Source organism: Amycolatopsis sp. DG1A-15b (genome assembly GCF_030285645.1).
In the GTDB taxonomy this organism is placed as follows: domain Bacteria; phylum Actinomycetota; class Actinomycetes; order Mycobacteriales; family Pseudonocardiaceae; genus Amycolatopsis.
Genome location: NZ_CP127296.1, coordinates 1,648,691 through 1,673,891 on the forward strand (window position 1 = coordinate 1,648,691; position 25,201 = coordinate 1,673,891).

Below are 25,201 nucleotides of genomic sequence, written 5' to 3' on the forward strand. Positions count from 1 at the left end.
CGGCACGTGCAGGTGCCGGATGAGCGCCGCCGTCATGTCCATTCCCGCGGCCACTGCGGAGGAGGCCCAGCGGTTGCGGTCCTCAGGCCGGCCGGGCCGGGCGCGTCCCGCGGTCATCAGGCCGCGCGACGGCGGCTGGCCGGCAGGTGCGGGAACCGGCGGCGCGGACCCCGGCCGTCGGCCTTGGCCCGGGGTTGCCAGCCGAGCGTGACGTCGTCGTGCGCCCCGGGTTCGACGCGCGCGCTCGGGCCCGGTGTCGATGTCCGGCGATGCTGGCGGCGCACGCCGTAGAGGAGCCCGACCCCGGCCACGAGCAGGCCGTGCGACAGCACCCGGGACAAGGTGACCTGGCTGTCGGCGAGATCGATGCCGGAGACGAGGCCGAGGACCGCGACGAAACCGGCCAGCGCGGGCAGCAGCCCGGCCGCGGTCGCCGGGCGCAAGGCGGCCCAGAGCAGGCCGAAGCCGACCGCGAGGTTCCAGGCCGCGCTCTCGTTGCCGAGGTGCACGGCCATCGCCATCATCCCGCCGTGCCCGGCGTGCCCGACGTCCGCGCCGAGCAGTTCGGCGAGCCCGAGGCCGCTCTGGACCAGCCCGACGAGGGCCAGGGCGATCCGCAGGCCCCAGCGCTGCGCCGGCGGGGCGGGGCTCTCGGTGAGGATGCGGTCGGTCAGGTCGGGCACCTGCGGTGCCTCGCGGACCAGCATCAGCCGCCGGAGCCGGACGGCCTCCTCCTGCCAGGCCCGGCACTGCGGACAGCCCGCGAGGTGGCTGTCGACCACCGGGTCCGGCAGCGACGCCGCTTCACCGTCGATCCGGGCCGAGAGCGCTTCACGGAAGTCGGAGCAGTTCACCTCCACATAGTCGCGCGAAGGCCCCTCCGAGTTCCCGCCGGTGTGGGTTGCGGTGCGCCTGGCCACTTCCGGCCGCGCGCGACAGGTGCAGCAACGTCATCGGACGAAGCCGGTCAGCCGACCGCCGGATAGCCCGGACGGGTCCCGGCCATCGCCGCCAGCAGGTCTTCCCGCGCCCTGGCGACACGCGAACGGATCGTGCCGACCGGGCACCCGCAGACCTCCGCTGCGTCGGCATAGGACAGTCCGAGAGTCTGGGTGAGCACGAACGCGACGCGGCGGTCGGGGTCGAGGGCCTGGACGAGCTGGTCGAGCACGACCTGCTCGTCGATCCGCTCGGCGCGGGCCGGTTCGGCGCGTTCCGCGGCGGCTTCCCAGTCGGTCACCGACGCCTGCCGCGGGCGGGCCTGGAGGGTGCGGATGTGGTCGGCGACCGTGCGCCGGGCGATCGAGAGCAGCCACGTCCGGGCCGAGGAGGTGCCCTTGAACCGGGGAGGCTGCTCAGCGCCCGCAGGTAGGTTTCCTGGCTCAGGTCGTCCGCGGACTGCGGGTCGCTGAGCCCGGCGACGAACCGCCAGACGTGCGGCTGGGTGGAGCGGAGGAACCGCTCGAGGGCCGGGCGGTCGCCGCGGCCGGCGAGCAGCGCCCACCGCGTGATCTCGGCGTCGTCCGCGCGTTCTGGCGTCACACTCGCTACTACGTCGCTCCCGCCGATCCGGTTGAAAACGATCTTGAACAAAACTCGCGGGAACCATCCGGCGCACGCGGCCGACCTTGTCACGGCGAGGGCACTGCCCCGTCACGACACGGCCACGGCCGGGAAGGTGGACGACGATGACCCAGACGACCTACGCGGTGACCGGGATGACCTGCGGGCACTGCGCCGGTTCGGTTCGCGAGGAGCTCGGCGAGCTGCCCGGCGTCCACCGGATCGACGTCGACCTCGGCAGCGGGAACGTTCAGGTCACCAGTGAGAAAGCCCTCGACTTCGGGCAGGTCGAGCAGGCGATCCGCACCGCGGGCTACCAGCTCGTCCGATGACCACCACCGGAGGCCGTCATGCCGGCTCCGCTCGAGGTGACCGCGTTCGCGGCCGTGCCGGGACCGGTGTCCGGCCCGGCCCGCCCGAGGGGCGGCCTCGTCGGCCCGACCCCGTCACCGACCCCATCCAGGCCATCGATCCACGCCGGCTCGACGTCCGGGATGCGGTAACCCCGCCGGCGCCGGCCGGGGCGGCGATCGAGCTGGCGATCGGCGGCATGACCTGCGGGTCGTGCGCCGCGCGGATCGAACGCAAGCTCAACCGCCTCGACGGCGTCGAGGCCAGCGTCAACTACGCCACGGAGAAGGCCCACGTGCGGGTCCCGCCGACGATGACGACCGGCGACGTCATCCGCGCGGTCGAGGCGGCCGGTTACACCGCGGCGCCACCCGCACCACCGCAGCCCGCGGAGACGGCGTCCGAGCCGTTGCCTGCCGACGCGCTGCGCCGCCGCCTGCAGCTGTCGGCGCTGGCCGGCGCTCCGGTGATCCTGCTGGCCATGGTGCCGGTGCTGCAGTTCCCGGCGTGGCAGTGGGTTTCGCTGGTCCTGGCCTCGCCGGTGGTGCTGTGGGGCGCGTGGCCGTTGCACCGCGCCGCGTGGACCAACCTCCGGCACGCCACCGCGACCATGGACACCCTGGTGTCGATGGGCGTCACCGCGGCTTACGTTTGGTCGCTCTACGCCCTGTTCTTCGGCGGGGCCGGGGTGATCGGCATGCGGCACGAGTTCGCGCTCACCCTCTACGCCGACCACGACGTCGACGGGATCTACTTCGAGGTCGCCACCGGTGTCACGCTGTTCATCCTGGCCGGCCGGTACTTCGAGTCGCGCTCGCGCCGCCGGGCCGGTGCGGCGCTGCGGGCGCTGCTGGACCTGGGGGCGAAGTCCGTCGCGGTGCTGCGGGACGGCCGCGAGGAGCGGGTGCCGATCGACCGGCTGCGCACCGGCGAGGAGTTCGTGGTCCGGCCGGGGGAGAAGATCGCCACCGATGGCGTGGTCGTGGACGGCGCGTCCGCGGTCGACCTCAGCCTGGTCACCGGGGAAGCCGTGCCGGTCGAGGTCGCGGCCGGCGCCGAGGTGGTCGGCGCGACGGTCAGCATGAGCGGGCGGCTGGTCGTGCGGGCGACCCGCGTCGGCGCCGAGACCCGGCTTGCCCGCATCGCGACGATGGTCGAACGCGCCCAGAGCGGCAAAGCCGACGTGCAACGGCTCGCCGACCGGGTGTCCGCGGTGTTCGTGCCGATCGTGCTGGTTCTTTCGGTGGCCACGCTCGGATTCTGGCTGATTTCCGGTGCCGGCACCGGTGTGGCGTTCACCGCCGCGGTCGCCGTGCTGATCATCGCGTGCCCGTGTGCGCTGGGGCTGGCGACGCCGACGGCGTTGCTGGTGGGTACCGGTCGCGGCGCCCAGCTCGGCGTGCTGGTGAAGGGTCCGGAGATGCTGGAGTCGACGCGGCGGGTCGACACCGTCGTGCTCGACAAGACCGGCACGGTGACCACCGGGAAGATGACCCTGGCCGGCGTCAAGACCGTCGACGGCGTGCCACCGGACTTGGCGTTGCAGCTGGCCGGCGCGCTGGAAAGCGCTTCCGAGCACCCGATCGCCGTCGCGGTCACCGAAGCGGCCCGCCGCCGGTTCGGCGAAGTCGGCCAGGTGCGGGAGTTCCGCGCCGTCGCGGGGTACGGGGTGCTCGGCCGGGTGGACGGCCACCGCGTCGTCGTCGGCAGGCCCGAACTCCTGCAGAAGATGTCGGTCCGGGTGCCGTCGGCGCTGTACAAGGTGAAGCAGCAGGCCGAGCGGGCCGGGAACACCGCGGTGATTCTCGGCTGGGACGGCTTCGCGCACGCGGTGCTGGTCGTGGCCGACACGGTGAAACCGACGTCGGCGCCCGCCGTGTTCCAGCTGCGCCGGCTCGGCTTGACACCGGTGCTGCTCACCGGTGACAACGAGGCCGTCGCCCAGGCGGTCGGCCGGGAGGCGGGGATCACGGAGGTGATCGCCGGGGTTTCGCCGGAACAGAAGGTGGCGGTGATCGCCGATCTGAAGGCCCAGGGCCGCGTGGTGGCGATGATCGGCGACGGCGTCAACGACGCCGCCGCGCTCGCCACGGCGGACCTCGGGCTGGCGATCGGTACCGGCACCGACGCGGCGATCGAGGCGGCGGACCTGACGCTGGTCCGCGGTGACCTGATGGCCGCGGTCGACGCGATCCGGTTGTCGCGGCGGACGTTGGCGACGATCAAGGCGAACCTGTTCTGGGCGCTGGCCTACAACGTGGCGGCGTTGCCGCTGGCGGCGGCCGGGCTGCTGAACCCGATGATCGCGGGCGCGGCGATGGCCGCGTCGAGCTGCCTCGTGGTCTCGAACAGCCTGCGCCTCACCAGATTCCGGGGCACCACTTCGCATCAGCTGGTGCGCGAGCCCCAGGCGTGACAACGGCGACAGGGCCGGCGGCTGCCCGGACGGCAGCGAGCCCGCGGCCCCGTCATGGCCATGTCCGAGCGAGCCTGTGGAACGTCTCCGGATCGCTGTGCACCGGCACCACGCAGAGCAGGTGGCCACCGGGCGCGCGCAGCGTGTGACACTCCAGCCAGCGCGAGACCGGCTTCGCGCCCAGGGCTGTCAAGCGGGCCACCTCCGCCGCCACGTCATCAGTCTCGATATCGACGTGATACCGGGGCTCGTCGTCGACCGCCTGGATGTCGACGATCAACCCGGGAATGGCACCGTCCAGAGCCGTGAACTGTTCCTCGCCCGCCACGGAACGCGCCGGAACTCCCAACGCGGCAGACCAGAAATCGGCTGCCGAACCGGCTTCCGCGGCAGGCGCGTCGATGAAGATCCCGAACAACCGGCTGCGATGCACGGCGCAAGACTATCCGACGCGTGAGATGACTTCGCGGAATCAGTCCTGCAGATCTTCGGCAGTGAACGAGCGGCGCTCGGTGAGCTGGGCCAGGTGGGTTTCCAGGGTTTCGAGCTGCTCGAGTCCTATCCGGACCGCCCAGCGGCTGCGGACGTCGTCGAACAGTGCGCCGCCGATGGCCATCAGCTCGTGGCCACGCGGGGTGACCCGCACGCGCTTGCGGCGTGCGTCGCCGGGGTCGGGCACGCGGTCGACGTAGCCGAACCCCTCCAGTACGGCGATCGTTTGCGCGGCGGCCTGCTTGGTGACCGACAGCCGGCGACCGAGTTCGGAGGCGGTGTCCGCGCCCGCGTCCACGGCGCGCAGGGCGAACTCGTGCACCGGGCGGACGCCGTCGTGGCCGCGCTTCGCGAGCTCGACGTTCACCTCGTCGACCATGGAGTGGAAGCCGCCGAGCAGCAGAAGCGCGAGCTCGGCGCCGCTGGACTGCGCCATGAGCGCGATCATACGAGACTCACCAAGGTGGACAAGTGACTTGTCTATCCCTAAGGTTCGACAAGTCACTTGTCTATCGACTTGAGGGAATTCATGAATCGTCTCGCCGCCACCATCCCCGGTGTCGATCACCACCGGGTCAGCCTCAACGGCACCGAGCTGCACTATGTGGCCGCCGGCACCGCCGGGTCTCCCGTCCTGCTGGTGCACGGCTTCCCCGAGACCTGGTGGGTCTTCCACAAGCTGATCCCCCTGCTCAGCGAGCACCACCGGGTGTTCGCCGTCGACCTGCGCGGATTCGGCGACTCCGCCACCGCGACCCCGGAGCACGACAGCGCCACAGCGGCGAAAGACCTCAGCGACCTGATCGCCGGCCTCGACGTCGGGCCCGTCCACCTCACCGGCCAGGACATCAGCGGTCCCACGACCTTCCGCGTCGCCGCCACCCACCCCGAACTCGTCCGCAGCTACACCGGGATCGAGACCGGGCTCCCGGGATTCGGCGCCGAGATGCTCGCCGACGTCACCCACGGCGGCGCCTGGCACATCGGCGTCCTCGCCGCCCCGGACATCCCGGAGATGCTCCTCACCGGACGCGAGCGCGCGTTCATCGCCGACTACGCGATTCCCTCCCTCGCCGCGAACCCCGGCGCGTTCACCGGCACCGACGTCGACGAACTCGTCCGCTCCTACGCACGATCCGACGCCTTCGCCGGTGCCGCCGGCCTGTACCGGTCCCTGCTCACCGACGGCGAAGAACTCCGCGAGCTCGCGGCCCGGAAGCTGGACATGCCCGTCCTCGCGGTCGCGGGCGGCTCGCGAGACTTCACGCCCGCGACGTTGCGGCAGGTCGCCACCGACGTGACCGCCGTTCACCTCGAACGGACCGGCCACTACGTGGCCATGGAGGCCCCCCGCCAGCTCGCGGACGCCCTCCTGTCCTTCTACACGGACATCGATCGGAAATGATGACCCCGCGGCCGGGTGTTCCGGTGATCCGCCGTCGAGGCGTGGCGCCCCGCGCGGCTCAGGCGGGCGGGTTCGGGCGGGTCAGGCCGAGGTCGTAGGCGAGGATGACCGCCTGGATGCGGTCCCGGGCTCCCACCTTCGCGAGCACGCGCCCGACATGGGTCTTGACCGTCGATTCGGACAGCACGAGACGCTCGGCGATCTCCCCGTTGGTCCACCCTTGCCCGATCGCCACCAGGATGTCCTGTTCCCGGGCCGTCAACGACGCCCAGCGAGGATCAGCGGGGTGCTCGGGCGTGGCTCCGCCGTGGGGGAGCCGGTGGCCGTAGGTGTCGAGGAGCCGCCGGGTCAGGGCGGGGGCGATGACGGCGTCGCCGCCGGCGACGGCCCTGATGCCGGCGAGCAGCTCTTCGGGGTGGGCGTCCTTGAGCAGGAACCCGCTGGCTCCCGCGCGGAGGGCGGCGTAGGCGTATTCGTCCAGGTCGAAGGTGGTCATGACGAGGACGCGGGAACGGCCACCGGTGGCGAGGATCCGCCGGGTGGCTTCGATGCCGTCCATGCCGGGCATGCGGATGTCCATGAGCACGACGTCGGGCCGCAGCTCCGCGGTCCGGCGCACGGCTTCCGCGCCGTGGGCCGCTTCGCCGACGACTTCGGTGTCCGGCGTCGCGTCCAGCAGCATGCGGAAACCGAAGCGCTGCAACGGCTGGTCGTCGGCGATGAGGATGGTCGTCACGGTGTCCCGCCAGGGGAACCGGGCAGCGGCGCGATGTCGAGAACGGCCGTGACCACCCACCCGCCGCCGGGCGTGGGGCCCGCGTCGACCGTGCCGCCGTACAGGGCGGCACGCTCCCGCATCCCCGCCAGCCCGTTCCCCGTCTCCGACGGGGCGACGAGTTGTGCCGGGCCGTCGCCGCGCCCGCTGTCCCGGACGCGGATGCGCAGCTCCCGGCCGTCGGCGGCGATCAGGACGTCGATCCGGGTGCGGGGACCGGCGTGGTTGAGCGTGTTCGTGAGCGCTTCCTGGACGATGCGGTACGCCATCAGCTGCACGCCCCGGTCGAGCGTGTCCAGTTCGCCGCCGGACCGGTAGACCACCTCCGGGCCGGCCGCGCGGATCCGCGCGCACAACGCGTCGAGGTCGGCGATGCCCGGTTGGGGATCCAGCTCGGGTGTGTCGCCTTTCTCGCGCAGCACGCCCAGCATGCGCCGCAGTTCGCCCAGCGCTTGACGGCCGGCGTCGCCGACCAGCCGGAGTGCTTCCTTGCTGCGTCCGGGGGCGACGTCGGCCGCGTAGGCGCCGCCGTCGGCCAGCGTGATGATGACCGACAGGTTGTGGCCGACGATGTCGTGCATCTCGCGGGCCACCCGGACGCGCTCGGTGGCGGCGGCCAGCCTGCTGCGCTGGTCGCGTTCGATCTCCAGCTGGGCCGCGCGGTCGCGCAGGCTGGCGAGCTGGGCCCGGCGGATCCGGACGGCCAGCCCCAGTGCGACGGCCGCGGTGAGCGCGGTGAGCAGGAAGAACAGCGCCTCCCAGAACGAGACGAACCCGGAAACCCGCGCGGCCACCGGAATCAGGAGCGCGATCTCGGCCGCGCAGGCCCACGGCAGGTGCCGCAGACGCCCGTGCAGGGTCACGCTGTAGAGCGCCACGAGCAGCGCGATGTCGGCGCGCAGGACGACCCCGAGCGACCACTGGACCAGGAATGCCGCCGCGGTCAGGGCCAGCGCGACCGACGGTGCCCGCCGCCGCCACAGCAAGGGCAGCACCAGGCCGGCCTGCAGCGCCAGGGTGCCCACCGGCGGCAGGTGCCTGAAGGTGAGGAGGAGTTGCTCCGGGCCCCCGTCTTCATCGTGCGGAATCAGATCCGGCAGGCAGAACACCACGAACAGCGCGGCGACGACGGCCAGGTCCAGGACCCACGGGCGGCGCCGGTCCGCCTGCCGGACCCGCTGGCCGAGCCGCGTCAGCCAGGTGACCAACGGGTGCGCCGGCAGGGGAGCGGTCCACGACGAGGGCGGGTGGCCCACCTGTTCGTCGCTGCGCACGTGCCTCACCTGTCCATCGTGGAGGAAAACCGCCGGTGCGGCACCCGGGTGCCGCACCGGCGGAGCCTCGGTCAAGCGTCCGACCTCGCCAGCCGGTAGGCGGCTCCGGCCAGCAGCAGGACGGTCCAGCCGAGGAAGACCAGCAGCCCGGCGCCCGGTGACAGGCTGGTGGCGTCGTGGGTCAAGGCGAACATCGACTGTCCCGCGTTGCTCGGCAGGTACGGGCTGATGTCGCCCTGCCAGGAAGCCGGCAGCAGCGAAATCAGGCCCGGGATCAGCATGAGCGCCCCGACCAGGACCGAGATGCCGCCGGCGACCGAACGCAGCAGCGCCCCGAGCGCGACGCCGATCACGCCGACCAGGCCCAGGTAGAGACCGGCGCCCAGCAGGCTGCGCAGGACACCCGTGTCCGACAGCGTCATCGCCGCGGGCGTCCCGGACACGATGGCGCTGCCGAACACGAAGGCGAGGAACGCGCCGATCACGCCGACGAGCAGCGCGACGACGCCGAACACCGCCGACTTGGACCACAGCACGGGCAGCCGGCGCGGAACCCCGGTCAGCGTCGAGCGGATCATGCCGGTGGAGTACTCGCCGGCGGTGACCAGCACTCCCAGCACGCCCAGCGCCAGTTGCGCGAAGTTCGTCCCGAAGAGCGACAGGTTGAGGGCGGTGGCGCCGGCGAAGTCCTCGTCGAGGGGCTGGCCGGAGCTGATGTTGGACTTGTACCGGGCGGCGGAGATCAGCCCGAACGCCACCAGGAAGACCAGGCCGAGGCCGAGGGTGATCCAGGTGGAGCGCAGGGACCAGAGTTTCGTCCACTCCGAGCGCAGGACGTGGCGTCCGGTCACGCGGTAGGCCGGCCGGGTGGCCCGGGCGGCGGGGGCTGTGGGTGTCGTCAGGGTGCTCATGCCGCGCTCCCGAGTGTGTCGAGGCCGGTGGTGGCGCCGTGGTATTCGACGGCGTCGCGGGTCAGGTCCATGAAGGCGTCCTCGAGGGAGACGGTCCGGGGGGAGAGTTCGGACAGGGCGATGCCGTGCTCGGCGGCCGTGAGCCCGATGGAGCGGGCCGAGAGGCCGCTGACCTGGAGTTCCTCGGAGCCGGTGCGGCCGGCGATCTCGACGCCCGGTCCGGCCAGGACCTCACGCAGCCGGCCCGGCTCGGCCGTGGCCACGTGCACGGTGTCGCCGCCGGCGTTCCGGACGAGGTCGTGGACGGTGGTGTCGGCGAGCAGCCGTCCCCGGCCGACGACGATGAGGTGCTCGGCGACGAGGGCCATCTCGCTCATCAGGTGCGAGGAGACGAAGACGGTCCGGCCGTCGGCGGCGAGGTCGGTGAGCAGGGTGCGGATCCAGAGAACGCCCTCGGGGTCGAGGCCGTTGACCGGCTCGTCGAGGATGACCGTCGCCGGGTCGCCCAGCAGGGCCGCCGCGATCCCCAGCCGCTGGCCCATGCCGAGGGAGAAATTTCCCGCGCGCTTCTTCGCGACCGACTGCAGCCCGGCCAGCTCGATCACTTCGTCGACCCGCCGGCGCGGAATGCCGTGGGTCTGGGCCTGCGCGAGCAGGTGGTCGAACGCCGACCGGCCCGGGTGCACCGACTTGGCCTCGAGCAGGACCCCGACTTCCTGCAGCGGCGCGCGGTGCTCGGCGTAGCGGCGCCCGTTGACCGTGACCGAGCCACTGGTCGGCGCGTCGAGCCCGACGATCATCCGCATCGTGGTCGACTTGCCCGCGCCGTTGGGCCCGAGAAATCCGGTGACCGTGCCCGGCCGGACGGTGAAGTCCACTGTGTCCACCGCGGTCTTTTCCCCGTACCGCTTCGTCAGCTGGTGTGCCTCGATCATCGCTCATCCCCTGAGATCCCGGACCGGACAGCCCGGTCCGTTCGCTTCTCACGCTAAGGACGGCACCGGGGAGGATCGTGGTACCGGAGGAGGGAATCCGGCGCCGCCCGTGGTACCGCGGTACTACGGGTAGCCACGCACTCCCGTTCAGTCGTGCACGCGCATCCACCGGCGGTGTCGCGGCGGATCTGGCCGGCATCGTCACCCGGGCAGCATCAGTCCGGGCTCACGCGGGGGTCCCGTCAGCGGTCAGGCCGTACCTGCGCAGCCGGGCGAACAAGCGCGGGTGTTGCCGCGCCACCAGGTCCATCAGCCGGCTCGACGCGAACAGGTTCCCGGCGGTCACTTCGCGCTTGAGCCCTTCCAGGTCGGCACGGTGGAAGAGCACGTTCGCCAGACCCGCGGCGGCCTGGATGTGGCCGGCGTCGGCCAGGTGCCGCAGTTCGCCCGAATCCTCCTCGGCCACCAAAATCCGCACCAGCCGCTCGAGGGCGGGCACGTCACCGTGGTCCACCCGCTCACGAATCGCCGCCAGGTCTCCGCGCTCGGCGAGCAGCTCGGCCAAGACGGCCGAGGCTCGGCTGTCTCCGTCGTCGGCCTGCTCGCGCAGGCCCGCGACGTCACCGCGGTCGGCCAGCACGTCCAGGACACCCGCCGCGGCCAGGGTGTTGCCCGCTCGCGCCAACCGGCGCAGGCCTTCCAGATCCCCCCGGGTGATCATCGCGGACAGGAACGTCCTGGTCGGAACCAGGGCTCGAGCCGACTTGCCGGAGAGCGGGGAGACCCAGTCCCGCCGGCGATCGGGACGGTCGACGCCCGGTCCCGAAACCGGCGGCAGCTCAGGCGCGGCAGTTCGCGACCTCAGGATCCGGTGGACGGCATTGAGCACCCCGACTTCCGCTCTCGTGAAACCCTCGAACGAGTGCGGATCGAACCCGGGCGTCCGCTCGAGCTCGCAAACCAGCGATTCGGCTCCCGGCCGGTGCCGCGCGTCGAGCGCACCGACCAGGACCGCGATCGCCTCGTCGCTTTTCCCGCTCTTCGCGAGCAGGCCGGCCAGCGCGTGCACCGCGTCGAGGTCTCCCGTGCCGGCCCAGTGGCGCAGGCCGGCGACATCGCCCCAGGACTCGAGGAACGAGATCACATAGCGGCGCGCGGGCACGTCTCCCCGCTCGGCCCGGTCCTTGAGCCGCTCGAAGTCTCCCCGGTCGGTCAACAGGCGGGCGATCTCCCACGACGCGGCGTCGTTTCCGGCCGCGGCGTAGTCCGCCAACCCGGCGATGTCGCCCTTCCTGCCGAACAGATCCACCAGCCGCGCGGTCGCTTCGACATCGCCCACGTCGGCTCGCGCGCGGAGGCCGGTGATGTCCTCGTTGCGCGCCAGCACCTCCACCAGTCCCGACGCCGCACGGGAATCACCGTGCCGCGCCAGCTTCGTCAGCTCGCCGACATCACCTCGGGAAACCCACAGCCGGACGAGGTGGTCCTGCGCCCGGCGGTCGCCGTTGCCGGCCTCGATCCGGAGCTTGACCAGATCCCCGCGGTTGATCAGAAGATCGACGTAGTACTTTCGCGCCTGGCTGTCACCGGCATCCGCCCGGAGTTTCAGCTCGTCGAGATCACCCCATTCGGCGAGCAGTTTCGTCAGCCACAAGGCGGCCTGCGAATTGCCCGCGTCAGCCGAGATCTTCAGGCGGTGGAAGTCGCGTGCCTGCGCGAGTACCTGAACCAGCTCGTGAGCCGCCCAGCTGTCCCCTTGATCCGCTCGGGCCTGCAATGCTTCGACATCGCCCTGCTGGGCCAGCAGAATGGCCAGCCGTTGCGCGGACCGTTCGTCCCCGGAGCCGGCGGTGAACCGCAACAACGGCAACGCGTACCGGTACAGCAGGCGGCTCTGCGCACTCTCCGAGACCCGCGACGCGTCGTCCGGGCTGACCGCGTGCGCCACGAGTGCTTCCCACAGCTGCGCCGGGGGCCGTTCCCGTCGGCGAACCCTGGTCGCGTACTGCAGGAGGTAGTCGTGCAGCCGGTAGCCGTCGGGCGGCCCGATCCCGGCGGTCGACCGGACCGGCGTCAGCGCACGAATCCCGTGCGCCAGTTCGGTGGCTTCCGCGAGCGCTGCGGCGAACCAGCCCTCCGCGGCAACGCGCAGTTCCGGCGTGAGATACCCGGCTGCCGCCTGTTCGAGCAGGGCGCCGGGCAGCGCGGAGTCGAATCCCATCCGGGTCGCGTCCACGGCCGCGAGCAGCACCGCCTTGGCGTGCTCGTCGACCAGTGTCGTGAACCGGTCGACGACGAGGGGGCCGCCCGCCAGGACCTGGGCGATCCGTTTCGTGGGCCCGCCCGCTTCGAACGCCGCTCGCAGCCGGGGGTCGGTCGATACCTTCCGGAGCAGGTGGTCTTCGTCCGGACCGGTCAGCCCGCTGAAGTCCTCCACCACGGTGATCTTGTCCGCGAGGGCGAGCAGGTTCCGGGCCGCCGAATGCTCGTCACGAGGGCGCGCGCCCGGTGTCCGGGTGAGGGTGAGCCACCACTGCGGCCACATGCTCCCGATGACGACGAGGTGGTCGCCTCGATGGCTCGAAGCCGCGAGCTGCCGCCGCAAACCTGTCGCGACGGCCTCGCCGTTGAGACCGTTCACGTAACGCTGGAAGTCGTCGAGCCAGAGCACGGTGTTCGGCGGGACACCGTTTTCGAGCAGCGCTGCCAGCTCGTCGGCGTCTTCCGGCGCGATCAGGGAGGAGTCCGGGTTCGTGCGCACAATCGCTTCGTAGCAGGCCCGGGTCTTCCCGATGGACGATCCACCGACCAGGATCACCAGCTTGGCCGAGCGGTGTTCGCCGGTGAGCGCGGAAACGATGGTTTCGTCGTGGTCACGCCGGATGTACGGCGTCAGGACGGCGGGCCCGATGCGGGCGTCGTCGCCTTCCGGACCCAAATGGATCGCGCGGTGAACCCCCAGTTCCGTGGGGTCGATGTCGAGAATCGTCCGGACCGGCCCCTGCGGCGGTCTCGGCCGGGCCGCCGGGTGCACGTGCATCTCGACCCGGGCGTGATCGCCGACCACGACCCCTTGACCGTGGTCGATCCGCACCTGCCGCGGGTCCGGTTCCCTGGTTCGGTCCACGGTTCTCCGGCCGTGCCTACTGGTTGCCGAAATCGGAGGTGGCGTGGGTGCCGTCATCGGCCACGGCCGCCACGATCGGTTCGGCCATCGGATCGGTTCCCTCCGGTTCGCTGCCCTGACACTCGACTGAATCGGCCGCCGAGGGGCCGGAGTTACGGCGGCGGGCTGGAATGTCAGTCGGTGAAGGTGAAATTGGCAACGGTGTGATCGCCGACGACGATGCCTTTGGCGTTGTCGGCGTACACGGTGAACTTGCCGGCGGTCGAGTTGCCCGAGTCCAGTGCGCTCAGCACCGTTTGGGCCGCTTCGGCCAATTCGGCGACTTCGGCCGGCTTCGCGGCCGCCAGGATCTCGATGAGGTCCTGGCGGTGCTCCGCGGGGTCGGCCACCAGCTGTTCGACGGTGGTGCCGGTCTCGGCGCCGTTCGCCCGGCCGGTCTTGAGAACTTTCAACGTCCGGGTCCGCAAGGCGGTGTAGGAATCCTTGACGGCCGAGGTGGCGGTGTCCTTCAACCCGGCCGCCGCACCGGCCGTCAGGGCCGTCAGCACCACGTCAACCAATTCGGTCGTCATCCGCCACCTCGTGTTCGGCTTCGTCGTCACCACCAGTATGCATCGCGGGGGCCGGAACACGACCCGCGCGCCGTGGGCCCCGAGGTCACTCCACCAGGACGTTCTTGTAGAAGAGGTTGGCGTAGCGGTTGACGTTGTCGACGCTGCTGCGTGAGCCGAAGCCGAGGAAGAGGCGGGTTTCGCCGTCGGCCGTGCGGTAGACCGCCATGCCCTCGGGTTCGCGCCAGACGAGGGACTCGCCGGCCCGGGTGATCGCGCGTTCCTTGACCTGGCCGGTCTTCATGTCGACACGGGTGACGTAGGAGTCGATGTCGGCCGCGTCGGCGTGGCCTTCTCCGTCCAGGATGTACAGGGAGCTGCCGAGGATCGTGTAGCCCTGGAAGACGGCGCCGGAGGGGCTCAGCGTGGGCTGGGGGAAGTGGGCCAGTGGCTCGGAGAAGTCGCCGGCGACGGCCTTGGCGAGCGGGAACACGCTGAACCACATCCGGCCGCCTTCGTCGCGGCGTACGACCATCCGCTGGTGGACCGGGTCGGTGGCGCAGGTGATGTTTTTGCTGCCGGTGAGGTACTTCTTCACCGCCGGGGTGCCGCCGTTGACGAATTTGAAGCGGGCGAGGGCGGTGCCGCGGGATTCGGTGGTGGTTCCGTCGGCGTCGCACTCCATCCAGAGGTAGGAGGAGGTGCCGACGGGTTCCACTCCCAGTGACACGCCGTGCCCGGCGTGGTTGACGTGCATCGAGCCGAGCAGTTCGCCGGAGAAGCTGAGCTGGCTGACGCACAGGTCGTCGCCGGAGGTGCCGTTTTGGGCTTGCACGATGAAGAGGCGCCGGTTGACGTTGTCGAAGGCGAAGCCCTGCATGACGTGGTGCGATTCGTGCAGCATCTTGCTGCGGAAGAGGTCGTAGGACGGCTTGGTGATGTCGATGTAGGGCGACGCGGGGAGTTCCTCGGCAGCGGCGGCGGTCCCGGCGAGCAGCGCCCCGCTACCGAGCGCGACAGCGGTGGCGGCCCCGGCGCGGAAGAGCGAACGCCGGGAAAGCGTGAAGTCGGGAAGGAAGTTCTGTGGCACGGCTCGTCTCCTGGATCGGGTGGATGGCGAGCGACCCTGCCTTGGCGCTGTACACGAGACGTACAAACCGCCCGCTGCCCGGTCATGCGGCGGCTTGCTGCACGTCGGCAGGGCGGCACGTCCGGCGGGGACGAGGGTGGTTCAGCCGAGATCTCGCGGGTGCAGCACGATGCGCCCGTGGGTCATGCGGTCGGCCAGGGCCTGATAGGCGTCGCGCACAGCGGTGAGGGGATACGTTGCGGCGATGGGGATGTGCAGGTCGCCGGCGGCGGCGAGGGCGGCCAGTTCGGCCAGCGCCGGGAGGCCGCCGGCGTCGGTCGTTCCGAGAGCTTTGACGCCCTTCTCTTTCGCTCCGCGGTAGTCGACGACGGTGTCGATGCGGTCTGCCGGAACGCCGAGGTCGAGGGCGAGGTCGAGGTAGCCGCCACCGACGGTGTCGATGAAGGCGTCGGCCCGGTCGGTCGTGGCGAGGATCCGTTCCTGTTCCCCGTCGCCGTACCGGACGGGCTCGATGCCGTGGTGCCGGAGCAGGTCGAAATGTGCGTCACTGGTCAGGCCGATCACTGTCGCTCCGGCACGGAGCGCGAGCTGGGCGGCGGTGAATCCGACGCCGCCCGATGCACCCGAGATCACGATGGTCTCGCCCGGCCGGGGTTCAACCGCCCGGACGGCACCGAGGCCCGCCATCGGTGTGGTGCAGAGCGAGCTCGCCACGTCCCAGGAGAGGGCCGGAGGCTTGCTCACCAGCTGGTCTGCGGGGATGGCGACGAGCTGGGCGTGGGCGTCCCAGCTCTGAAGCCGGCCCAGCACCGCGTCGCCGACGGCGAAGCCGAGCACGTCGGCACCGACCGCGACGACTTCACCGGCGAGATCGCGGCCCGGCGTGTACGCACTGCCGTGCAGCGCCGGTAGCGCCCCGGGGTTGAGCGCACCGGCCTCGACCCGCACCACGACCTCGCCCGGGCCGGCCACGGGCTCGGGGAGGTCCGCGAGGTAGATCCCGTCGATGCCCGAAAAACGGTCATAGCGTACTGCTTTCACGATGTCTCCCGGTTTGCGAGTGATCCTTGCTCAGCTGCGGCGCAGGAGCGGCAAGAGGATGTCGTCGACGAGGTGCTCCACGAAGGCGGCGTCGCACGGCTCGCCCACGACCACGATGCGGTGCACGATCAGCGCCGGAGCGACCTCGGCGAAGAGCGTTGCCGCCCCGGGTGCCAGTCGCTCGGCCGCTTGGCGAAGAAGTCCGTCCGTCATCGCGGTCTCGTCCCGCCGCAGGATCCGCCGCATCGCCTGGGCGAGCCGCGCGTCGTTGCGCATGCCGGTGAACACGGCCCCGAGCAGTCCCACGTCTTGTTCGGAGATGCTGCGCGCGAGCCATGCCGCCAGGGAGTGCACGACTTCCCGGAGGCTCTCTCCGGCAGGCGGTGGGGGCTGCGCGGGGAGCGGCGCTCGACCGCTGCGGCGACCAGCGCGGCCTTGTCGGGGTACCGGCGGTAGATCGTCGTCTTCGCTGCCCCGGACCGCCCGGCCACCGCCTCGATCGAGAGCTGCTCGTATCCCACCTCGGTCAGCAGTGACAGTGTCGCGTCGAGAATGGCCAGGTCACGGCCGGAATCCCGCGGCCGTCCCATCGCCGGGGGCCGAGTCATGCCGCCGGGCTCCGAAGTCCCCACCCCGCACCGTCACTTTCGCTACGCTACCGTTTCGTATCGAAAGTACCTTGGTTGGATCCCCGCCTGCAAGCTGCGGCTACGCGAATGGTTCCCTTCAACCGGAGTTACACCGTTCGTTTGACAGGTCCTGGGAAATCACTCACAGCGCACATCCCGCCGGATCTCGGTCCGGCGTGGCGAACCGGAACCGCCGAACTCGGAACAGTCCCGGGCTGGTCGCCGTCGGCGCGGACGACTGTGTCGAGTTGCCGCTGCACACGCGCCGCATCGTCAGGACGTCCTTGCCTCCGATAGAGCTGAAGGGCCTGCTGTGAAATGTCGCGAGCGTGGCGCAGTTCGCCCTGTGCGGCATGGGCGTAGGCGATGTTCGCCAGGGTGTCGGCTTCGAGGTAGTGGTTTCCCAGGCGGCGGAACAGAGTCAGTGCGGCACGGTGGTGTTTCAGGGCGTTTGCGTGGTCTCCGGAGTGGTGGGCGATGAGTCCCAGCGTGTCGAGCGTGGCGGCTTCACCGCCGACGTCCTGGTTTCGCCGGAACAGGTCAAGTGCCTGTGCGCAGGGTTCCAGGGCTTGGTGCGGACGACCGAGCCGGGCCTGGTACCAGCCGACCGAGTTGAGCGCTCTGGCCAGCCAAACAGGGTTGGCCAGGCCACGGTAGAGGTCGAGCGCATGCAGTGCGTGTTTCAATGCCTTGCGGTCGTCCCCGTGCAGTGACCAGGCCCAGGCGAGTGCGTTCTCGGTGTGGGCACGTTCGTGGACGTCACCGCTTCCTTCGGCCAGGTCGTGTGCCCGGCTCAGGTGCCGCACAGCCTCGGTGTGGCGGCGGGCCTGGGCGTAGGCACGTCCCAGGCGGCGGTGGGACCGCACCAGTAGTTCGGGCTGGCCGAGGTGCTCGGCTGCGGCAACCCCGGCCAGCCAGGTGGTGATGTTGTAGTGGAGGTGACCGCGCCGCCAGTGGAAGTTGTCCAAAGCCCACGCCAGCTGCCACACCTCGGTGTGGTGGTGCCGCTCGACGGCCAGCCGCTGCAACGCCAGCAGGTTGGCGTGTTCAGCGTCGAACCAGCTCAGCATCGCCGCTTCGTCCGCCGGCGGCCGTGGGGCGCAGCCGGGCGGCGGGTGCCCCAATTCAACGGGTCGGCGTTGCGGGGCGAGCAAACGTTCGCCGGCGTGGGCGATGTGGACATAGTGGCTGACCAGTCGACCCAGTGCGGCGTCGTGGTCGGCTCCGCGGTGCTCCAAACCGTAGAGCCGCACCAGGTCGTGCATTCGGAAGCGGCCCGGAACGTGCTCGTCCAGCAAGGACACGCGGGTCAGAGCACGCAGCAGCGCCCAGGTCCGGTCCGAGGCCGGCCCCAGGGCGCATGTCACCGCGGCCGCATCGATGTCCGGCCCTGGTGCAGAGCTGAGCAGCGCGAACAGGTCTGCCTGCGCCGGGGTCAGGGCGGCATGGGACCAGGCAATGGTCGCTCGCACGCTGGACTGGGGATCGCCCGCGTCCAAGGCGCCGAGGCGGGTAGCCGTATCCCGCAGGTCCCGCGCCCACCCTTGCAAGGGTGAAGACGGCTGGGCCGCAGCGCGGCTCGCGACAATCCCCAGCGCGAGGGGAAGCCCCACGCACCGACCCAGCAGTTCGGCCATCGCTTCCGGCTCGGCCGCCACCCGCTGTGGTCCCAGACGGTGGGCGAGCAGGGAGCGGGCATCGTCGTCGTCGAGGACGCCGAGTCGGAACATCCGGGCACTGCTCGCCGCGGCGAGCCCGGTCAGTCGGTCGCGACTGGTCACCAGCACCGTGCACCCGCCGGTTCCGGGCAACAACGGGAGGACCTGCCCGGTGTCGTGGACGTTGTCCAACACGATCAACATCCGCTTGTCGGCGACCAGGCTCCGGTACAGGCCGATCAGTGCGTCGAACTCGGTGGGAACACTCGCAGGTGGCACCCCGAGGGATACGACGAAACCACGGACCGCGGCGGCGGCGGGGAGAGGAGCGTCCTCGGGGCTGAACCCTCGCAGATCGATGAACAACTGGCCGTCCGGGTACCGGTGCAGGTTGCGGTGCGCCCAGTGCAGGGCCAGCCAGGTCTTGCCGATCCCGCCCATACCGGTGATCGCCGAGACGGTCACTGCGTCACTCGTGTTCAAGGCGTCCAGGCGGGTCAGTTCGTCGTGGCGGCCGACGAATGGCGCCGGCGCACCCGGCAACTGACGAGGTACGACGGCGGGGCGAAAATAGCCACTGGCGGGCGCGGCGACCGGGGCGGTGCCGGCGGCCAAGACCTGTCGGTGCGCGAGTTGGAGGGCAGTGCCGGGTTCGGTGCCCAGTTCCTCGACCAGTCTTGTCCGGATTCGGTGGTAGTGCTCCAGCGCATCGGCGGTGCGCCCGCTTTGGTGCAGCGCCAGCAGGTACTGACCCGCGGCCCGCTCGTCCAATGGGTGCCGCGCGGTTCGCGCGGCCAGCTCGGCCACCAGCTCGCCGCCTTGTCCGGCGCGTAGCCGGGCCTCGGCCAGGTCGTGCTGGGCAGCCAGTCGTTCCTGCCCGAGTCGGTCACGCTCTGACTCGACCCACTCCCCGTCCACGCCGGTCAACGCCGGCCCCCGCCACAGCGCGAGCGCGTCGGTCAACGATCGCACGGCCCGTGCCGTCGACTCCGGCGCACAACTCACGCTGGTGCACAGCTCCCGAAATCGGTACAGGTCGACCACCGTTTCGGCGGCGTCGGCCATCAGGGCGTACCCGCCCGACCGGCGCACGATCGCCACCCTGTCCGTGTGCGCCAGCGTCCGGCGCAGCCGGGAGATGTAGCTGTGGAGCGTCGCCCGGGCCCGTCGTTCCGCAGTCGCCCCCCAGACCCGCTCGATCAATCGGTCCACCGGCACCACGCGGTCCGCGTCGACCGCCAACGCGGCCAGCACACACCGCTGCCTGGGTGGCCCGAGATCCACCGGCCGTCCGTCAACGTCCGCGCTCACCTCGCCCAGCAGACGCAGACTTACTGCCACCGCTCCAACCACCGTCCCGGTTCCCGGATGCCGTCGCCAGGACAACAGGCATAGCGGCTTTGAGCAGCGCAATGCAGAAACTCTGCAAGAAGTTCACACGATCGGCCGCTCAGAGTAGGACTCGCGGCGAGGCTGCCAAGGCACAGCGTGGAAGTCCCAGCACCGGACAACCCGCCCGCACTGCACCGATGGTCGACACCCAACGCCGAGGGGGCGCTGGGAGCGACCGCACAACCGATCGAAAGAACACGCGATGCCGGACCGAGACGCCATCCAGCGCGAGGGAGCCGGCCGCGCGTCGACGACAGGGAGAATCGCATTGGAGTCAAGTTCGCCAGAATTCCGCGGCGCCGAATCCGCACGGTGCTTGCTCGGCCACCGGACGTGGGCACGCAGCTGCGCAAGCACGATCGAAACCGGGCCGATCAGCTGATCGGCCCGGACGACGTCATCGGCGTTGACGAGCAGTGCGACCAGCACGGTGCGTGGCGTGATCTTCGGCCGACAACAGCCGAGGAAGCGGAGAGTGCGTAGTGGGATGGTTCGCTGTTGCCCTGGCGGTGGTCCTCGCACAGCCGGCCGTCGCCGTCTCCCCGACGGTCGCGGTCGGAAAGCCCAGCGATCCGACGATCAGGGTTCGAGTGGTCCGCAAGTTCGAGACGCGTGTCCGGGTTCACTGCGCCGCCGTCGCCGGCTCTCCGAGCCGCGCTCCTGTCTGTCAAACGATTCGGGCGCCTGTTGTGATAACCGTCGTCTATCTCGATCAGGCCCTCTCGCCCGTACGACCGACGCCCGGTCAGGCTTGATCGAGTGTTCGATAGGTGGCTGCCTCATCGGCAGACGTCGGCACCCGTTATTCAGGCAGGGCGTTCTGGGCCATGCGCTGCTGGCCGATCCGGGCCGCCTGCCGCACGACGGAGAACCCGTAGGCGGTCATCTCACGCTCGTAGCCGGCCAGAGCCTCGGCCAGGGGCAGACAGCCGTCGACGACCTCCTTCAGCGCGCGACCGAGGAGGGCGCCATCCCGCATCGCGACGTTGGCGCCTCGCCCCAAGGTGGGGGTCATCGAGTGGATCGCGTCACCGAGCAGGGTGACGCGGGCAGGCGCGTCCAACGTGGCCGGTACACTGGTGTACATCTCGACGAGGAAGAACGAGCCCGCGTCCGCGCTCCCGACGAACTCGGCGGCACGGCCGGGCCAGTCCCGGAGGAGTCCCGCCGCGATCTCGCGCAGTTGCTCGCCTGGCAGCGCACGCATCGCCGCGGAGGTGGCCGGGAAGAACTCGTGGCGGCCACCGACGATGCTCACCACGTAATCGTCCTGATCGGCGATCCTCATCCCCGGGGCGAACCGCTGGGCGGCCTGGGCGGGAGAGGTCGGGAAGCGCACCGAACCGAGCCCGAGGAAGACCTTCCGTTCGTCCGAGGCGATCGTGAAGACGTCGGTGAGGGTCTCGACCGGTACCAGTGGCTCGGCAACGGCCATCGGCAGGCGTCCGTAGATCGCGGTGATGCCCGCGTCGACGGTCTCGCATCGCGGGGCCCGGTGCCGGCGGACGGCCGAACGGATACCGTCCGCGCCGACCAGGACGTCACCGCGAGCCGTGGAGCCGTCGGTGAAGTACGCGGTCACGCGATCGGCGGTGTTCTCGTAGCGCTGCACCGTCTTGCCGAAGTGCACCGCGTCCTCCAGGCCGGCCAGCAGGATCTGGCGCAGCGTCGCCCGGTCGACGTTCGCGTGGATGGCGGGGCCGTCGTGTGCGGGCCAAGCCTGGCCGTGGTCATCCCGCGTCGGCACGCGTTCGAGGACCGACAGGTCGGTGCCCAGGATCGTGGTGAACGGCTCGGTGTACTGGGCCGTCGCCTCGAACACGGCGTACAGCGGGGCTGGGAGCACCTCCCGCGCGGCGTTGATCGCGTCGGCGTCCAGGTGCAGGCGGTAGCCCTGCGGCCGGTCCCACGGGCCCGCGTCGCGTTCGAAGACCGCGACGTCGATTCCGTTTCCCCGCAGCGATTGGGCAAGGGTGAGGCCGCCGAGACCGGCGCCAACGACAAGAACTTTCAGCTCAGGCATGATCCGTCCCTTGTGCGCGATCGACAAAGGACGTACAGGCGGCCCATGACCGGGCACTTGCACGAACACCGGAGCGTCACCCGGACTACCTACCGGGCAGTGGCTTTCGCACGTCGCGACGGATCGTAACCTCCGGTGGCGCGCTCGACAACCACCGCTCGTCGGCATGTGAGGACGTCGCACCATCCAAGCGTCTGCGCCCGGTTGCGTCTGCTGACCGCGGGTCCCGCCCAGCCGGTGACACCGCGTTCATGAGTGTCATGGTGTGGATGCCGTGCACGCCACCAGTGCGGGCTTCGTCCGGAAGACCTGGCGGACCACGCCGATCCACCACAAAAATGTCAGGGCGATGACGGTGGGGTTCTTCAGGAGCAGCAGGATGGCCAGGTAAGTCTGCCGGGCGGACTCGGGCAGCAGTTTCGATAAGGTGCCTTCGGCCAGGACCTCGAAGGCCAGGTAGGCGGCGCCGAGGAACGCGCCCTGCCACAGCAGGCTGCGCCAGTGGTTTCGCGCGAACGCGCGGCCTGCGCTCAGGCGGAGGGCCTGGCCCCGCATTGCGATCCGCCAGACGGCAACGACCAGAGCAATCCGGGCGGCCAGCACGACGACCTCGGAGGCGAGGGCGGCGCCGTGGGGGATCTGCGCGGTCCAGTTGACGACGATCAGCCGCTGAACCGACGCGACGGACGAGAGGCCGAGCACCAGCCCGAGGTGCTCGGTGTAGCACTGCCAGGTCCATCTCGGTACCTCGAGCGCCAGCTTCAGTTCGCTCACGACTACTCCGATGCCTCAGTGTGTGAACAATTTAGTTCAGTGTACTGAAGTATCTGGTCCGGTAAAGTGATGGTATGGAAGGTCGGGACGCGGGACGTGAGCTGAGTACCGCCGTGGTGGCGTTCCACGAGGCGGTGGGTGCGAGTCTGGGCGTGACGGCGGTCGACCAGCGCGCCCTCGCCGTGATCGCGGGGGCCGGGTCGGTGTCGGCGGGCGACCTGGCCAAGGAGATCGGCTTGACCCCGGGCGCGGTGACCGGTGTGGTCGACCGGCTCGAACGCGCGGGCCTGGCCCGTCGCGCCCCGGACCCCGCCGACCGCCGCCGGCTCGTGATCACGGCGGCGCCCGGAGCGTTCGGGAAGGTGTTCGCCGGCCTCGACGTGGCGATGGCGAAGCTGATGGCCCGCTATTCCCCGGCCGAGCAGGCGGTGATCGGGGACTGGGTGGCGAACACGGTCGACGTCCTGCGCGAGCAAACCCGGCTGCTCACGAAGCGGTAGTCACCGCCAGCGAGACAGCCACCACCAGCACTACAACCACCACTTTTCGAACCGCGCCAGGTATTTCTCCAGCCTCAGGCCGTGATGCCACAGGAACAGCAGGACCGTGGCACCCGCGCCGAGCAGAGCCCCGCCGATCGGCTGACGTCCGCGGCCATGGAGACGCCGGTCCACACCACCGCGAGCCCACCGACCAGCACCAGCACGGGAAGCCACAGCAAGGCCGCCTCGGGCAGCCGGGACTTCGACGACGTCATGCCTTCGGCACGCCAGGATGGCCGCCGCGGTTGCCCGGGGCTCAGAAGACTTGCACCGAGATTTTGACATTGTGGCGTGAACTCTCTGATCACCTGACCACCGGCCCACGTCCCGACGAGCTTGACGGCTGCCGCCTCGGCGACCGCCAGCGTCTCATCAGGGACTCCCTGCGAAAACCTTCCCGTTACATCTTGACGCAGCCGACGTGATCGTTCAGAGTCCAATGGTGCGTTCAGTCACACCGCCGTCGGCTACCTGACACCTCTACCCCCTCAGATTCCTGCATGGATCGTCCCCGAAAATGTTAGCGCTAACACCGAGCCTTACGTGCGCGGGTGATCGGACCCGCACCGATGCGGAACCCTCCTGAAAGGACAGATGCTCATGTCGGTTGGGTCGGGGCGGACCGCGAGGTGGCGCCGTCGGTGGCGGTCGAGTTTGGCTGCTGCGATAGCTGTTGTGATCGCAGGTGGGCTGCTCATGGGGGTCCCCACGTCGGCGTCGGCCGCCACTGTGGACACCGCTGCCTGGTACGTGCTGGTGAACCGCAACAGTGGCAAGGCCATCGACGTTTTCAACTTCTCCACCGCCGACGGCGCCGACGTCGTCCAGTGGACCCGCACCAACGGCAACAACCAGCAGTTCCAGTTCGTGGATTCCGGCGGCGGCTACTACCGGATCAAGGCGCGGCACTCGAACAAGGTGATCGACGTGTCCAGCTGGTCGACAGCGGACGGTGCCGCCATCCATCAGTGGACCGACCACGGCGGCGCCAACCAGCAGTTCCGGCTGGTCGACTCCGACAGCGGCTACGTCCGGCTGATCAACCGCAACAGCGGCAAGGCGGTCGAGGTGCAGAACGCGGCGACCAACGACGGCGCCGGCGTCGTGCAGTACAGCGACTGGGGTGGCAGCAACCAGCAGTGGCAGCTCGTCCGCGTCGACGGGGGCGCCGGCTCCGGCCCGTGCGACATCTACGGCGCGGGTGGCACGCCCTGCGTGGCGGCGCACAGCACAACACGCGCCCTCTACAGCGCCTACAACGGGGATCTCTATCAGGTCAGACGCTCCGACAACACAACCCGCAACATCGGCGTACTGACCCCCGGCGGCGTCGCCGACGCGGCGGCCCAGGACTCTTTCTGCGCAAACACCACGTGTGTCATCACGGTCCTGTTCGACCAGTCCGGGCGTGGCAACGACCTGTGGTACCAGGGTTCCAGCGTGGTCCCAGGCTCACCACAGAGCCGCCCGGCCGTAGCGACCACCGAATCGCTGACGGTCGGTGGCAGCAAGGCCTACTCGCTGTACATCAACCCCGGCAACAGCTACTGGCGCGACGGCCACCTGACGGGTGTCCCGACGGGCAGCGCACCCGAGGGCATGTACATGGTCACCAGCGGTACGCATGTCAACAGCGGCTGCTGCTTCGACTACGGCAACAGCGAAACCACTCGCAAGGCCGACGGGCCGGGTGCCATGGACGCCATCTACTTCGGGACGAGCTGCTGGTTCGGCGGCTGCTCCGGAACCGGACCCTGGGTGCAGGCCGACCTCGAATGGGGCCTGTTCCCGGGTGGCAGCAGCACGTGGAACCCGAACCAGCAGGCGTTCCCGAGCAAGTACGTCACGGCGACACTCAAGAACAACGGGACGTCGCGATTCGCGATCAAGGGCAGCAATGCCCAGGCCGGAAGCCTGTACACCCTCTGGGACGGCGTGCTTCCCAACGAGCCCAACGTATACAGCCCGATGAAGAAGCAGGGCGCCATCGTCTTGGGCAGTGGCGGCGACTGCTGCTCACCCGAAGTGGGCAACATCAACGATAGCGCGGGCACGTTCTACGAGGGTGCCATCGTCTCGGGCTACCCGTCGGATGCCACCGAAAATGCGGTCCAGGCGAGCATCGCCGCCGCCGGCTACCGATGAACCGGACCCGGCCGCCGGCCTGACGGGTACAAGCTCGGTGCGCGGGTGTCGTCGGCGTCCACGCCGGCATGTCGCCCGTCTGATGTCGGTGATCCCCATGATGGAAG

Annotated in this window: 23 protein-coding genes and 1 pseudogene; 6 read left to right on the forward strand and 18 right to left on the reverse strand. The window is 70.3% G+C overall.

Annotated elements, in window-relative coordinates; genetic code table 11:
* Positions 1-116 precede the first annotated feature (116 nt).
* Both QRY02_RS07695 and QRY02_RS07700 read right to left on the reverse strand, forming a co-directional pair.
* Positions 117-854: a zf-HC2 domain-containing protein gene (locus QRY02_RS07695; protein WP_285990803.1), complete on the reverse strand. Its 738-nt coding sequence runs from the start codon at positions 852-854 to the stop codon at positions 117-119.
* A 113-nt stretch (positions 855-967) separates the two neighbouring features.
* Positions 968-1,542 (reverse strand): annotated as a pseudogene (locus tag QRY02_RS07700) (sigma-70 family RNA polymerase sigma factor).
* Positions 1,543-1,688: 146 nt separating this feature from the next.
* Here QRY02_RS07700 and QRY02_RS07705 point away from each other — a divergent pair.
* On the forward strand, positions 1,689-1,895 hold the full coding sequence (locus QRY02_RS07705) for a heavy-metal-associated domain-containing protein (protein ID WP_285990804.1): 207 nt from the start codon (positions 1,689-1,691) through the stop codon (positions 1,893-1,895).
* Complete coding sequence (locus QRY02_RS07710) at positions 1,892-4,330, forward strand: heavy metal translocating P-type ATPase (RefSeq protein ID WP_285990805.1); 2,439 nt, start codon at positions 1,892-1,894, stop codon at positions 4,328-4,330. Before QRY02_RS07705 ends, QRY02_RS07710 begins: the two co-directional genes overlap by 4 nt.
* 52 nt (positions 4,331-4,382) lie before the next feature.
* Here the strand turns inward: QRY02_RS07710 and QRY02_RS07715 are convergent, their stop codons facing one another.
* Both QRY02_RS07715 and QRY02_RS07720 read right to left on the reverse strand, forming a co-directional pair.
* Positions 4,383-4,763: a VOC family protein gene (locus QRY02_RS07715; protein WP_285990806.1), complete on the reverse strand. Its 381-nt coding sequence runs from the start codon at positions 4,761-4,763 to the stop codon at positions 4,383-4,385.
* 39 nt (positions 4,764-4,802) lie between these two features.
* The gene (locus QRY02_RS07720; RefSeq protein ID WP_285990807.1) at positions 4,803-5,258 is read right to left on the reverse strand and encodes a MarR family winged helix-turn-helix transcriptional regulator; all 456 of its coding nucleotides are present in this window, start codon (positions 5,256-5,258) and stop codon (positions 4,803-4,805) included.
* A gap of 93 nt (positions 5,259-5,351) precedes the next feature.
* Here QRY02_RS07720 and QRY02_RS07725 point away from each other — a divergent pair, with 93 nt between their 5' ends.
* Positions 5,352-6,227, forward strand: coding sequence for an alpha/beta fold hydrolase (locus tag QRY02_RS07725; RefSeq protein ID WP_285990808.1), 876 nt, complete (start codon positions 5,352-5,354; stop codon positions 6,225-6,227).
* 58 nt (positions 6,228-6,285) lie between these two features.
* Here QRY02_RS07725 and QRY02_RS07730 read toward each other — a convergent pair whose 3' ends face one another.
* The 11 genes from QRY02_RS07730 to QRY02_RS07780 all read right to left on the reverse strand — a co-directional run bounded on the left by QRY02_RS07730 (position 6,286) and on the right by QRY02_RS07780 (position 19,571).
* Positions 6,286-6,963, reverse strand: a complete 678-nt coding sequence (locus QRY02_RS07730; RefSeq protein WP_285990809.1) for a response regulator — start codon at positions 6,961-6,963, stop codon at positions 6,286-6,288.
* Positions 6,960-8,276 (reverse strand): sensor histidine kinase, encoded by a 1,317-nt coding sequence (locus tag QRY02_RS07735; protein ID WP_285990810.1) that lies wholly within the window; start codon positions 8,274-8,276, stop codon positions 6,960-6,962. Before QRY02_RS07735 ends, QRY02_RS07730 begins: the two co-directional genes overlap by 4 nt.
* A gap of 71 nt (positions 8,277-8,347) precedes the next feature.
* The gene (locus QRY02_RS07740) at positions 8,348-9,187 is read right to left on the reverse strand and encodes an ABC-2 transporter permease family protein (RefSeq protein ID WP_285990811.1); all 840 of its coding nucleotides are present in this window, start codon (positions 9,185-9,187) and stop codon (positions 8,348-8,350) included.
* Positions 9,184-10,122 (reverse strand): ABC transporter ATP-binding protein, encoded by a 939-nt coding sequence (locus tag QRY02_RS07745; protein ID WP_285990812.1) that lies wholly within the window; start codon positions 10,120-10,122, stop codon positions 9,184-9,186. Before QRY02_RS07745 ends, QRY02_RS07740 begins: the two co-directional genes overlap by 4 nt.
* Positions 10,123-10,348: 226 nt before the next feature.
* Positions 10,349-13,249, reverse strand: a complete 2,901-nt coding sequence (locus QRY02_RS07750) for a hypothetical protein (protein ID WP_285990813.1) — start codon at positions 13,247-13,249, stop codon at positions 10,349-10,351.
* Between the two features lie 173 nt (positions 13,250-13,422).
* A complete protein-coding gene (locus tag QRY02_RS07755) occupies positions 13,423-13,821 on the reverse strand; it encodes a Het-E N-terminal domain-containing protein (protein ID WP_285990814.1) in 399 nt (132 codons plus the stop codon).
* An 85-nt stretch (positions 13,822-13,906) separates the two neighbouring features.
* Positions 13,907-14,890, reverse strand: coding sequence for a phage baseplate protein (locus QRY02_RS07760; protein WP_285990815.1), 984 nt, complete (start codon positions 14,888-14,890; stop codon positions 13,907-13,909).
* Positions 14,891-15,031: 141 nt separating this feature from the next.
* Positions 15,032-15,931 (reverse strand): NADP-dependent oxidoreductase, encoded by a 900-nt coding sequence (locus tag QRY02_RS07765; protein WP_285990816.1) that lies wholly within the window; start codon positions 15,929-15,931, stop codon positions 15,032-15,034.
* Between the two features lie 30 nt (positions 15,932-15,961).
* Complete coding sequence (locus QRY02_RS07770) at positions 15,962-16,252, reverse strand: TetR-like C-terminal domain-containing protein (protein WP_285993793.1); 291 nt, start codon at positions 16,250-16,252, stop codon at positions 15,962-15,964.
* On the reverse strand, positions 16,141-16,539 hold the full coding sequence (locus tag QRY02_RS07775) for a TetR/AcrR family transcriptional regulator (RefSeq protein WP_353068869.1): 399 nt from the start codon (positions 16,537-16,539) through the stop codon (positions 16,141-16,143). Before QRY02_RS07775 ends, QRY02_RS07770 begins: the two co-directional genes overlap by 112 nt.
* Positions 16,540-16,667: 128 nt before the next feature.
* Positions 16,668-19,571 carry an AfsR/SARP family transcriptional regulator gene (locus tag QRY02_RS07780; protein WP_353068871.1) on the reverse strand — a complete coding sequence of 968 codons (2,904 nt, stop codon included), beginning with the start codon at positions 19,569-19,571 and terminating at the stop codon, positions 16,668-16,670.
* A gap of 372 nt (positions 19,572-19,943) precedes the next feature.
* On the opposite strand from QRY02_RS07780, the gene QRY02_RS07785 reads away from it, so the two are divergent.
* Complete coding sequence (locus QRY02_RS07785; RefSeq protein WP_285990818.1) at positions 19,944-20,093, forward strand: hypothetical protein; 150 nt, start codon at positions 19,944-19,946, stop codon at positions 20,091-20,093.
* Positions 20,094-20,412: 319 nt separating this feature from the next.
* Here the strand turns inward: QRY02_RS07785 and QRY02_RS07790 are convergent, their stop codons facing one another.
* Positions 20,413-21,633, reverse strand: a complete 1,221-nt coding sequence (locus QRY02_RS07790) for an FAD-dependent oxidoreductase (protein ID WP_285990819.1) — start codon at positions 21,631-21,633, stop codon at positions 20,413-20,415.
* A 258-nt stretch (positions 21,634-21,891) separates the two neighbouring features.
* A complete protein-coding gene (locus tag QRY02_RS07795) occupies positions 21,892-22,407 on the reverse strand; it encodes a hypothetical protein (protein WP_285990820.1) in 516 nt (171 codons plus the stop codon).
* A 74-nt stretch (positions 22,408-22,481) separates the two neighbouring features.
* Between QRY02_RS07795 and QRY02_RS07800 the strand changes: the two genes are divergently transcribed.
* Positions 22,482-22,907 carry a MarR family winged helix-turn-helix transcriptional regulator gene (locus tag QRY02_RS07800; protein WP_285990821.1) on the forward strand — a complete coding sequence of 142 codons (426 nt, stop codon included), beginning with the start codon at positions 22,482-22,484 and terminating at the stop codon, positions 22,905-22,907.
* Positions 22,908-22,981: 74 nt separating this feature from the next.
* Here the strand turns inward: QRY02_RS07800 and QRY02_RS07805 are convergent, their stop codons facing one another.
* Positions 22,982-23,164: a hypothetical protein gene (locus QRY02_RS07805; protein ID WP_285990822.1), complete on the reverse strand. Its 183-nt coding sequence runs from the start codon at positions 23,162-23,164 to the stop codon at positions 22,982-22,984.
* A 481-nt stretch (positions 23,165-23,645) separates the two neighbouring features.
* Here QRY02_RS07805 and QRY02_RS07810 point away from each other — a divergent pair, with 481 nt between their 5' ends.
* Positions 23,646-25,094, forward strand: coding sequence for an arabinofuranosidase catalytic domain-containing protein (locus QRY02_RS07810; RefSeq protein WP_285990823.1), 1,449 nt, complete (start codon positions 23,646-23,648; stop codon positions 25,092-25,094).
* Positions 25,095-25,201 lie beyond the last annotated feature (107 nt).

What these genes read in the sequence shown, in the direction of transcription:
- QRY02_RS07790 (WP_285990819.1), bottom strand. Translation starts at nt 21,633, where the DNA reads ATGCCTGAGCTGAAAGTTCTTGTCGTTGGCGCCGGTCTCGGCGGCCTC.
- QRY02_RS07810 (WP_285990823.1), top strand. Translation starts at nt 23,646, where the DNA reads ATGGGGGTCCCCACGTCGGCGTCGGCCGCCACTGTGGACACCGCTGCC.
- QRY02_RS07775 (WP_353068869.1), bottom strand. Translation starts at nt 16,539, where the DNA reads ATGACTCGGCCCCCGGCGATGGGACGGCCGCGGGATTCCGGCCGTGAC.
- QRY02_RS07805 (WP_285990822.1), bottom strand. Translation starts at nt 23,164, where the DNA reads ATGACGTCGTCGAAGTCCCGGCTGCCCGAGGCGGCCTTGCTGTGGCTT.
- QRY02_RS07800 (WP_285990821.1), top strand. Translation starts at nt 22,482, where the DNA reads ATGGAAGGTCGGGACGCGGGACGTGAGCTGAGTACCGCCGTGGTGGCG.
- QRY02_RS07705 (WP_285990804.1), top strand. Translation starts at nt 1,689, where the DNA reads ATGACCCAGACGACCTACGCGGTGACCGGGATGACCTGCGGGCACTGC.
- QRY02_RS07720 (WP_285990807.1), bottom strand. Translation starts at nt 5,258, where the DNA reads ATGGCGCAGTCCAGCGGCGCCGAGCTCGCGCTTCTGCTGCTCGGCGGC.
- QRY02_RS07755 (WP_285990814.1), bottom strand. Translation starts at nt 13,821, where the DNA reads ATGACGACCGAATTGGTTGACGTGGTGCTGACGGCCCTGACGGCCGGT.
- QRY02_RS07710 (WP_285990805.1), top strand. Translation starts at nt 1,892, where the DNA reads ATGACCACCACCGGAGGCCGTCATGCCGGCTCCGCTCGAGGTGACCGC.
- QRY02_RS07725 (WP_285990808.1), top strand. Translation starts at nt 5,352, where the DNA reads ATGAATCGTCTCGCCGCCACCATCCCCGGTGTCGATCACCACCGGGTC.
- QRY02_RS07740 (WP_285990811.1), bottom strand. Translation starts at nt 9,187, where the DNA reads ATGAGCACCCTGACGACACCCACAGCCCCCGCCGCCCGGGCCACCCGG.
- QRY02_RS07745 (WP_285990812.1), bottom strand. Translation starts at nt 10,122, where the DNA reads ATGATCGAGGCACACCAGCTGACGAAGCGGTACGGGGAAAAGACCGCG.